The 11449-nt window shown below is 35.7% G+C and carries 7 protein-coding genes; 6 read left to right on the forward strand and 1 reads right to left on the reverse strand.

What is annotated here, in order from left to right; translation table 11 throughout:
• Positions 1 to 43 precede the first annotated feature (43 nt).
• Positions 44 to 2641, reverse strand: coding sequence for a DUF6923 family protein (locus P177_RS12155; protein ID WP_036155112.1), 2598 nt, complete (start codon positions 2639 to 2641; stop codon positions 44 to 46).
• A 253-nt stretch (positions 2642 to 2894) separates the two neighbouring features.
• Here P177_RS12155 and P177_RS12160 point away from each other — a divergent pair, with 253 nt between their 5' ends.
• From P177_RS12160 to P177_RS12185, 6 genes are all read left to right on the forward strand, one after another.
• Positions 2895 to 4667 carry an AMP-dependent synthetase/ligase gene (locus P177_RS12160; RefSeq protein ID WP_036155114.1) on the forward strand — a complete coding sequence of 591 codons (1773 nt, stop codon included), beginning with the start codon at positions 2895 to 2897 and terminating at the stop codon, positions 4665 to 4667.
• Between the two features lie 301 nt (positions 4668 to 4968).
• The gene (locus P177_RS12165) at positions 4969 to 5400 is read left to right on the forward strand and encodes a MarR family winged helix-turn-helix transcriptional regulator (protein WP_036155116.1); all 432 of its coding nucleotides are present in this window, start codon (positions 4969 to 4971) and stop codon (positions 5398 to 5400) included.
• A gap of 33 nt (positions 5401 to 5433) precedes the next feature.
• The gene (locus P177_RS12170; protein ID WP_036155117.1) at positions 5434 to 7839 is read left to right on the forward strand and encodes a 3-hydroxyacyl-CoA dehydrogenase/enoyl-CoA hydratase family protein; all 2406 of its coding nucleotides are present in this window, start codon (positions 5434 to 5436) and stop codon (positions 7837 to 7839) included.
• A 99-nt stretch (positions 7840 to 7938) separates the two neighbouring features.
• Positions 7939 to 9129, forward strand: coding sequence for an acetyl-CoA C-acyltransferase (locus tag P177_RS12175; protein ID WP_036155119.1), 1191 nt, complete (start codon positions 7939 to 7941; stop codon positions 9127 to 9129).
• 74 nt (positions 9130 to 9203) lie between these two features.
• Entirely contained in the window at positions 9204 to 9533 is a 330-nt protein-coding gene (locus tag P177_RS12180) for a four helix bundle protein (protein ID WP_245233035.1), read from the forward strand.
• A 48-nt stretch (positions 9534 to 9581) separates the two neighbouring features.
• Positions 9582 to 11393 carry an acyl-CoA dehydrogenase family protein gene (locus P177_RS12185; RefSeq protein ID WP_036155123.1) on the forward strand — a complete coding sequence of 604 codons (1812 nt, stop codon included), beginning with the start codon at positions 9582 to 9584 and terminating at the stop codon, positions 11391 to 11393.
• Positions 11394 to 11449 lie beyond the last annotated feature (56 nt).

Below are 11449 nucleotides of genomic sequence, written 5' to 3' on the forward strand. Positions count from 1 at the left end.
TCCCATGCCTGGGGTACACAGCTTTTTTTACAACCAAAACGTATTATCTAACTAAAAGCCTTCCGCTCCATATTTTCTCATTGGAGTTTTGCAACTTATAGAGGTATAACCCAGGGGCTAAATCTTTTCTTTCTACAACTATTTCATTTTGTCCGGCTACACTTTCACCTTCCATATGGTGATTTCCTAAAAGTCTACCGCTCAAAGAATAAATATCTAATTGATAAGTATCTGCATTTTCTTCATAAAAATATAAGCTGGCTCTTTCTATCATAGGGTTTGGATAAACAACTGATTTATTTAAATCTGAGTCCACAAACTCTTGACCTGGCTCACGATTATGAAAATCTATATTTTGTAGCTCCATAGACTTCTCTTCTGCATATCCATTTTCAGCAACTAGATTAAAGGAAAGTACTTTTATATCAGAGAAATCAGTACCCGCATCTAAGTCATTTTTAAAATTGGCTGCAGATAAGGTGTATTCACCCATTTCACCATCTAAGCCAATACTAGTTTTATATATTGAACCGTCACCCTTTATCAACTGTACATCTAAATTACCGGTTCCTTTTGCCTCAAAACTTACCTTACCATAATTACTTAAATCAACAGCGGTAAACCTCGGACTCAATGCTCGGTACACTCCTAAATAATTACTAGTGGAACCCTGCAATTTTATATTTCTTTCAATAGGATACCCTTCACCAACGTATGGTCCATCTGCAGGTAACACTTCATAGCTCCCTACAGTTGTCTCTTCTGCGGAATCATCTAAGCCCCATGGAGCATCAGCTACAAAAAGATCATCTGGTGTTGTACCCAAACCTGCGCTTATTCTAAAACCTAAATCGAACAAGGTTCCTGTTTTTAAAGCTACAGAATCTAAATATCCATCTATATCTGCGGTTACTCCCAATACTTCGGTATCGCTAGTTTCAGTAAGTTTCAAACCTCCTTCTAGATTAATACTTTCTGAATTGTTATTGTTCACTAAATTCAATAATACTTCACCATTTTTATAACTGGCAGACTTTACGAATACCGGCGGAGGCGTTGACCCGTTGTACTGTGTGATATCTGCATTAACCTCAAGTAAATTTAAAATTTCATCGGCTAGCAATAATAAGTCATCTACGGAATTTGACCATATCTGAAAATTATAATAGGCAGTATCGCCTGCATAGGCATCAATGTTCCAATGCGACTCAATAGTAAAATTATCATCTGCATTAACCCTAGCTGAGAAAGTCAAAGCAAACTCAAGGCTACCATCCGGTTGTTTAATGATCGACTTAATAAAATCTTTTTCACGTAGTTGAATATTAGAAACCGAAAGTAATTGCGCCCCTAGAAAACGGTCACAGATAAACTTGCTATGCTCATAAACCTTGTTCTCTGTTTTAATAACCATTAAAGACCCTAAGTTTTCTGAACCGTTTAAATAATCTACAGAGTAAATATCAGATGCATTCGTTAAATCCAGTAAATCGCTTGGTGAAGATTCTATGGTACTTGTTTCACCAACAACACCCAATGGTACCAAGCTATTTAAAGGAATCTCATTTACTTCTGTTTTAGAGCTTAGACCATAAAAAGTATTCTTTACCACCTTCTTGGCATTTATTTTATCAAAAACATAATTGGTTTTTGCTCTATTGAAGTTTCTTTTACTAATTAAGTTAGCCAGCCTATCATTACTTTCCAATCCACCTTTATTGGCGCTAGACGTCGTAACGATTACAGGGCAAGCGGCAACACCAGAACAAGAGGGGTCATCGCAATCTACCAAGCCATCGCCGTCATCATCTATGCCGTTCATACAATCTTCTTGCGGTACAGGTGCTGTAGGACAACGCGCACCATCATTACTTGATGCAGCAGGACCAAAAGCAAAAATATTCGACTGAATGATTCCTAACGTAATATCTTGAACACTTTCTATTTTATATACAGAACCTGTTTGATTCGCTGAAATATAGAAGTTACCATCAACATCAAAATACACTGCTCCGAAGGTATATTTCAATCCTTCAAGTATTGGTACAACACCTAAATTGAACACCGTACCTGTTTCAGGGTCTATTTTAAATAATATCCTACTTTTTCCTTCTACAGTATACAACATGCCGTCAGCTGCATTAAAAGCCCAGTCTGCGATAGCTAAACTCTGACTTAGTTCAAATGCTCCTAAATATTCCAGATATGTTGGTGAATCAGGATTAATATCTACCTTAAAATAAGAGGAACCTCCCGCTTTAAAATAATAAACACCTTCAGGAGAAATATCTCCTACGTATTTATTACCTGTTGGTAATTCTGGTATAGTATACTGATCAACATTATAATTTTTACCAATTCTAACTATAGTACTAGATGGGGTCGATAAATATCCCCATAAATATCCATCTGTAGCGTTATAACCTACTCCGTTCACATTTCCCGGAGTAATGTCTTCCGCTACTAAATATGAACTACCAGAGGCAAGATCCAGCGCATATATATCATTATACTGAAATAAATATGCATTATAATCACAATTGAACGGTTCTGACTGAGCGTTTAAGCTAATCGATAACAAAATACTAGCAACAACGGTTACTAATTTATAAGAGAAACTAGATGTGTAGTTTTTTTCCATAATTTCTACTATTTGGGATAATTATTTTTCTCAAATCTAAATTATTATTTTAAGGAAAATTCCTACAAATATTTGAGATGTATACATAACACGCTCAATTACAATTTATTGTAGATGAATGGTTTTTTTCGATGCTTTACCACCTAATAAGCTCTTATTAAGAATATTGTAATGAGATGCGGATTTATTTAACAATACAATTTTAAAATATGGAGTTCTTTCACTATTTTGCAATTATTATTAGAAATTAAGTATGCAGAAAGTAACCCGTCTTTTTGACTTCCCATATTATCAGCTTGAAAAGCATGCCTTAAAAGAGGCATTGGTGTCAAAAAAAAATGGAGAATGGATAAAAACATCTACCAAAGAATATATTGATAAAGCAAATGCCATAAGCCGTGGGCTTTTACGCCTAGGGGTTAAACCTAATGACAAGATTGCCGTAATATCACTTACCAATAGAACGGAGTGGAATATTATGGATATTGGTATTCTTCAACTTGGGGCGCAGAATGTTCCTATTTACCCAACTATATCTGAAGATGATTATGCGTATGTACTTAATCATTCTGAAGCAAAATTCTGTTTTGTTTCTTGTAATGAAGTGCATGAAAAAGTAACTGCAATTAAAGACCAAGTTAAAAGTTTAGAAAATGTCTATTCTTTTGATGAGCTTTCTAATTGTGATCATTGGGGAAAGGTTTTTGAATTAGGTTCTGATACATCTAACCAAGACGAGGTAGAAAGCTTAATGAATGCCGTTACACCTAACGATTTGGCAACATTAATTTACACCTCTGGTACTACCGGTAGACCTAAAGGTGTTATGCTTTCACATAACAATTTGGTAACCAATGCCATTGAAAGCTCTAAACGTTTTCCTATAGAAGATGGTAAAACAAAAGCTTTAAGCTTCTTACCACTTTGCCATGTATATGAGCGTATGTTGATATACCTTTATCAATATAGAGGTGTCTCTATTTACTATGCAGAATCCTTAGATAAAATTAGTGATAATCTAAAAGAAACAAGTCCGCATGTAATGACAGCCGTACCTAGACTTTTAGAAAAGGTATATGATAAAATTTATGCCAAAGGAACAGAACTTACAGGTATTAAAAAGAAACTGTTCTTTTGGGCTGTTGACCTTGGGTTAAAATATGAACCATACGGACAAAATGGATGGTGGTACGAAAAAAAATTATCTGTCGCTAGAAAATTAATTTTCAGCAAATGGAAAGAAGGTTTAGGCGGTAATCTAGGATTAATAGCATCTGGTAGTGCAGCTTTGCAACCACGGTTATCACGAATCTTCAATGCAGCGGAATTTGGACTTATGGAAGGCTACGGCTTGTCTGAAACTTCGCCCGTTATTTCTGTAAATGATATGCGTGAAGGCGGGTTCAGAATTGGAACCGTTGGGAAGCCTATTGACAATACTGAAGTTAAAATTGCATCGGACGGGGAAATTTGTATCAAAGGTCCGCAAGTAATGCTGGGTTATTATAAAGATGAGGAAAAAACCAAAGAAGTTATTGTTGATGGTTATTTCTTAACCGGAGATATTGGTGAATTAGATAGTGATGGTTTTCTTAAAATTACGGATCGTAAAAAAGAAATGTTCAAAACCTCTGGTGGTAAATATGTAGCACCACAGCTTTTAGAAAATCGCTTTAAACAATCAAGGTTTATTGAGCAGATAATGGTTGTAGGTGAAGGCGAGAAAATGCCAGCTGCCTTAATTCAGCCAGATTTTGAATTCTTAAAAGAATGGGCTGCGCTACATAACATTAGTGTACCAGAAGGAACCAGTCTTATTAAGAACGAAAAAGTCTTGGAGCGTTATCAACAAGAAATTGATGAAGCAAATGAAAAGTTTGCGAAATGGGAAAAAGTAAAGCAGTTTAGACTTACTCCAGATGCTTGGAGTATGGAAGGTGGACACCTAACCCCTACAATGAAGTTGAAAAGAAAAATCATCAAGCAAAAATATATGGCGCTGTATAATGATATCTATGAACACTGATAGCATTTAAAAGCTTTTAACTAGTAAAATACAACACCCAACTAAGACTCAGAAATGATAATTAGTTGGGTGTTTATAGTTTTATATGTGATTACATTAATCGTAACATTACATAATGAATACTTCAATTTAATCCTATATAGTTAATAGACATACTTCTATATTATTTAAATGACAAAATATTAGTAGAAATAATTTTATGCCACTATTTATCTAACATTACTTCTTAACTAAAATTTAAACTAAATTTATTATGCATGCATAATAAATTTTCTTATATTTGGGAACCAACTGATAGAGTATGAAAGATGCAACGATAGATTATGCGTTGAGAGCTACATGGCAAGCAGTAGCAAGAATGTATAATGAAGAAGCAAAGAATTTTGATTCTACTATGGCTGTTGGCTTTACATTATTGAGCATTGACCCAAAAACTGGTACACCTTCAACTTCATTAGGTCCAAAAATGGGAATGGAGGCAACAAGCCTCTCTCGAATTTTAAAAAGTATGGAGCAGAAAGGTCTCATATTAAGAAAACCGAACCCTAAAGATGGTAGAGGTGTTCTTATTTACCTTACTGATTTTGGATTGGAAAAAAGAAATGATTCAAAAAGTACAGTTATTAGATTCAATGAAGCAGTTAAAGATGAAGTGACCGAAGAAAAACTAGCCAGTTTTTTTGAAGTAACAGATGCCATAAATAAACTTATTTCAGACAAAAAATTATTTTAATACAACTTATCAAATTAATACAGCATAAAGTACATGAATAAGCACATTAAAAAAGTAGCAGTAATTGGCTCAGGAATAATGGGTAGCGGTATAGCCTGTCATTTTGCAAATATTGGCGTAGAGGTTTTATTGTTGGATATTGTTCCTCGTGAACTAAATGACAAAGAAAAAGCGAAGGGTTTAACCTTAGAAGATAAGGTTGTTCGTAATAGAATGGTTAACGATGCTTTAAAAGCAGCATTGAAATCTAAACCATCTCCTATTTACCATCAAAATTTTGCAAATCGCATCACAACAGGAAACTTAGAAGATGATATTGCAAAGGTATCTAAGGTAGATTGGATTATTGAGGTTGTTGTTGAACGTTTGGATATTAAAAAACAAGTGTTCGAGAATCTAGAGAAGTACCGTACACCTGGCACACTTATAACTTCTAACACCTCTGGTATTCCTATCAAATTTATGTCTGAAGGCAGAAGTGAAGATTTCCAAAAGCATTTCTGTGGTACTCACTTTTTTAATCCTGCACGTTATTTAAAACTTTTTGAAATTATTCCTGGTCCAAAAACGGATGCAGATGTATTGAGTTTTTTAAATGGGTATGGCGAAAAGTTCTTAGGTAAGACTTCTGTTGTTGCCAAGGACACTCCTGCATTTATTGGTAATAGAATAGGAATATTCAGTATTCAAAGTCTTTTCCATATGGTAAAAGATATGGATATGACCGTTGAGGAAGTAGATAAATTGACCGGTCCTGTAATTGGCAGACCAAAGTCAGCTACATTCAGAACCGTTGATGTTGTTGGGTTAGATACACTTGTACACGTTGCAAATGGTATTTACGATAACTGTAAAGACGATGAGCGTCATGATTTATTTAAACTGCCTGGTTTCATCAACACAATGATGGAAAACAAATGGTTAGGAAGTAAAACAGGACAAGGTTTTTATAAGAAATCTAAAAATGATAAAGGCAAAACTGAAATATTAACGCTTGATTTAGAGACGATGGATTATCGCTCTAAAAAGAGTGCAAAATTTGCCACCTTAGAGCTAACAAAAACAATTGATAAAGTGGTTGATCGCTTTGCTGTTCTTTGTGGAGGAAAAGATAAAGCAGGTGAATTCTACCGTAAGAGTTTTGGACAGTTGTTCGCTTACGTATCCCATAGAATACCTGAAATAACAGATGAACTTTATAAGATAGACGATGCTATGAAAGCTGGTTTTGGTTGGGAACATGGTCCTTTCCAAATTTGGGATGCCGTTGGTCTAGATAAAGGTCTTGAGTTTATTAAAGCTGAAGGTTTAGAAGCTGCAGCTTGGGTTCAAGAAATGAAATCTGCGGGTAAAGATTCTTTTTACTCAGTAAAAGAAGGAAGCACCTATTTTTATGATATTCCGAAAAAATCCATGGAAAAGATTCCTGGTCAAGATGCGTTTATCATATTAGATAACATTAGAAAATCTAAAGAGGTATTTAAAAATGCCGGTGTTGTTGTTGAAGATTTAGGTGATGGAATTTTAAATGTAGAGTTCCAATCTAAAATGAATACAATTGGTGGTGATGTTTTAAATGGCTTAAACAAAGCCATAGACATGGCAGAAAAAGATTTTCAAGGTTTGGTTGTTGGTAACCAAGCTGCTAATTTCTCTGTAGGTGCAAATATTGGTATGATTTTCATGATGGCGGTTGAGCAAGAATATGACGAGCTTAACATGGCTATCAAGTACTTCCAGGATACGATGATGCGTATGCGCTACTCCTCTATTCCTACTATCTCTGCTCCTCACGGTATGGCATTAGGTGGTGGATGTGAAATTTCATTACATGCAGATAAGGTTGTTGCGGCAGCTGAGACGTATATGGGTCTTGTTGAATTTGGAGTTGGTGTCCTTCCTGGTGGAGGTGGTTCAAAGGAAATGGCCTTACGTGCTCAAGATACTTTCAAGAAAGGTGATGTGGAATTGAATGTATTGCAAGAGTACTTCTTAACCATTGGTATGGCCAAAGTGTCTACTTCTGCTTACGAAGCTTTTGATTTAGGATTACTTCAAAAAGGTAAAGATATTGTAGTGGTCAATAAAGACCGACAAATTGCAACTGCCAAGGCGCATGCTATGTTAATGGCAGAATCTGGTTATACACAACCAGCAGCCCGAAACGATATCAAAGTATTGGGTAAACAAGCGCTAGGAATGTTCGTAGTTGGTACTGACTCTATGGAGGCTAGCCATTACATTAGCGAGCATGACAAGAAAATTGCCAATAAACTTGCCTATGTTATGGCTGGTGGCGATTTATCAGAACCTACGCGAGTATCCGAGCAATATTTATTGGATATAGAGCGTGAAGCTTTCTTATCGCTATGTACCGAGAGAAAAACTTTGGAGCGTATTCAGCATATGTTGAAAACAGGTAAGCCGTTACGTAATTAGAAATACGTAGCTATTAACCTCTGGTGATAAGCTAGAGGTCAATTATAAAACAACAATTAAATGCTAATAGCTAATAGCTAATAGCCTAAAGCATAAAAAATGAAAACTGCATATATAGTAAAAGGATATAGAACTGCTGTTGGAAAAGCTCCAAAAGGTGTTTTCCGTTTTAAGCGTACAGATGAATTGGCTGCCGAAACCATCGAATATATGATGAAGGAATTGCCGCAATTCGACAAAAAACGTATCGACGATGTCATCGTAGGTAATGCAATGCCTGAAGGTTCTCAAGGTTTGAACATGGCAAGGTTAATTTCGTTAATGGGATTGGACATTGTTGATGTACCAGGTGTAACGGTAAATAGATTCTGCGCATCAGGTCTGGAGACTATTGGTGTTGCTGCTGCTAAAATTCAGGCTGGTATGGCCGATTGTATTATTGCCGGTGGCGCAGAAAGCATGAGTTCTGTTCCAATGACCGGTAACAAACCAGAATTAAATTATGACTTGGCAAACTCCGGTCATGAAGATTACTACTGGGGAATGGGTAATACTGCTGAAGCTGTAGCAAATGAGTACAAAGTATCTAGAGAAGATCAAGATAATTTTGCCTACAATTCTCATATGAAAGCGCTAAAAGCACAAGCAGAAGACCGTTTTCAGAGTCAAATAGCTCCTATTGAAGTTGAGGAAACCTATTTGGATGCTAATGGAAAAAAAGCACATCGTAAATATACAGTTACTAAAGATGAAGGACCTAGAAAAGGAACTTCGGTAGAGGTTCTAAATAAACTTCGTCCTGTGTTTGCCGCTGGTGGAAGCGTAACCGCTGGTAACTCATCTCAAATGAGTGATGGTGCAGCATTCGTTTTAATAATGAGCGAGGAAATGGTAAAAGAGTTAAATCTTGAACCTATTGCTAGATTAGTAAACTATGCAGCTGCAGGTGTACCACCAAGAATAATGGGTATAGGACCTATTGCCGCTATTCCAAAAGCATTAAAGCAAGCAGGATTAAAGCTGAACGATATTGATTTAATAGAATTGAATGAAGCCTTCGCTTCACAATCTTTAGCAGTAATGCGTGAATTGAAAATAAATCAAGATATCGTAAACGTAAATGGTGGCGCTATTGCACTTGGTCATCCTTTAGGATGTACCGGAGCAAAGTTATCTGTTCAGTTATTTGATGAAATGCGTAAAAGAGATATGCAGGGCAAATACGGTATGGTTACCATGTGCGTAGGTACAGGTCAAGGAGCTGCAGGAATATTTGAATTTTTAAATTAAATAATTAGAATCTAGAAGAAAGAAAAGAGATTAAAGATTAATGCTATACGGCTTTGAGGCACAATTATAAAAACTTGAAGATTTGGAAACTAGGTTTAGAAATAGCTAATGATGTTTCAGATGTATTAGTAAGTTTTCCTAATCATGAAAGATTCGATTTAAGCTCTCAAATGAGTAGGTGTTCAATTTCAATCCCAAGCAATATTGCGGAAGGTTCAGCTAGAACAGATAAATCTTTTAGTCATTTTCTAAGTATCTCTTTAGGTTCATCTTTTGAATTAGGAACACAATTATTAATAGCGAATAATAGAAATTATATAACTGATAATAAATTAAAATTACTTGAAGACAAAATTGAAGAATTTCAGAAAATGACCATGGGCTTTCAAAATAGCCTATCGTAATTCTCTTTTCTATTTTCTCAATTCTAACTTCTAAATACTATTAACAACATGAGTACAGATACAGCAAAAAAAGATATTCTTAGAGGAGGACAGTTCCTTGTAAAAGAAACCGATTGTGAAGATGTTTTCACACTTGAAGATTTGAACGAAGAGCAACGCATGATGCGTGAGAGTACCAAAGAATTTGTTGACAGAGAGCTTTGGGCACATTGGGAGCGTTTTGAGAATAAAGATTATGCTTTCACTGAAGAAACTATGCGTAAAGCTGGTGAGTTAGGATTATTGAGTGTTGCTGTACCAGAATCTTATGGTGGTATGGGAATGGGCTTTGTTTCTACTATGTTAGTATGTGATTACATCTCTGGAGCTACTGGTTCTTTCAGTACTGCTTTTGGTGCGCATACAGGTATCGGTACAATGCCAATAACCCTTTATGGATCTGAGGAGCAAAAACAAAAATATGTACCAAAATTAGCTTCTGGAGAATGGTTTGGCGCTTATTGCCTTACTGAGCCAGGTGCTGGATCTGATGCAAATTCAGGAAAAACGAAAGCTGTACTTTCTGAAGATGGTAAATCTTACAGTATTTCAGGACAGAAAATGTGGATTTCTAACGCTGGCTTCTGTAACATGTTTATCGTATTTGCACGTATTGAAGATGACAAAAACATTACTGGTTTTATTGTTGAAAATGATCCTAGTAACGGAATTACTTTAGGTGACGAAGAAAAGAAATTAGGTATTCACTCCTCTTCTACTCGTCAAGTTTTCTTCAATGAAACAAAAGTTTCTGTAGAGAATATGCTTTCTACTAGAGGAAACGGATTTAAAATTGCAATGAACGCTTTAAATGTTGGTCGTATTAAATTAGCTGCTGCTTGTTTAGATGCACAACGAAGAGTTATTGGAGAAGCTACTAAATACGCTAACGAGCGTATTCAGTTCAAAACTCCTATCATGAACTTTGGCGCTATTAAATCTAAAATTGCTGACATGGCAACAAGTGTTTATGTTGATGAATCTGCGAGTTACAGAGCTGCAAAGAATATTGAAGATCGTATTGCTATTCGTGAAGCTGAAGGGAATACACACCAAGAAGCTGAATTAAAAGGTGTTGAAGAATATGCTATTGAATGTTCTATTCTTAAAGTAGCAGTTTCTGAAGATTGTCAAAATACTACAGATGAAGGAATCCAGATTTTCGGTGGTATGGGCTTTAGTGCCGATACGCCTATGGAATCTGCTTGGAGAGATTCTAGAATTGCACGTATTTATGAAGGTACCAACGAAATCAATAGAATGTTGGCTGTAGGTATGCTTGTTAAAAAAGCTATGAAAGGTCATGTTGATCTTTTGGGTCCTGCAACTGCTGTTGGTGAAGAGTTAATGGGTATTCCTTCTTTTGATACTCCTGATTTTTCAGAATTATTTGCTGAGGAAAAAGATATTCTAAAAAGATTGAAAAAGGTATTTTTAATGGTTGCCGGTTCTGCCGTTCAGAAATATGGACCAGAATTAGAGAAACACCAACAATTAATGTTGGCGGCATCTGATATTCTTATTGAGGTATATATGGCAGAATCTGCTTTATTACGAACAGAGAAAAATGCAAAACGTTTTGGCGAAGAAGCACAAGCTACACAAATAGCTATGTCTAAATTATATTTATTCAATGCAACTGAAACCATCATCAATAAAGGAAAAGAAGCTATTATTTCTTTTGCTGAAGGTGATGAGCAAAGAATGATGTTAATGGGCCTTAAACGTTTTACAAAATATACAAACTACCCTAATGTAGTTGCCTTACGCACACAAATTGCCGATAAGGTTGCTGCAGACAACGGTTATACGTTTGACTAATTCAGATTACCTTTTGTTGTTTGGTAACTTGAATATTAAACCGTCCCAATTGGGGC

The organism is Maribacter forsetii DSM 18668, from assembly GCF_000744105.1.
GTDB classification, from domain to species: Bacteria; Bacteroidota; Bacteroidia; order Flavobacteriales; family Flavobacteriaceae; genus Maribacter; species Maribacter forsetii.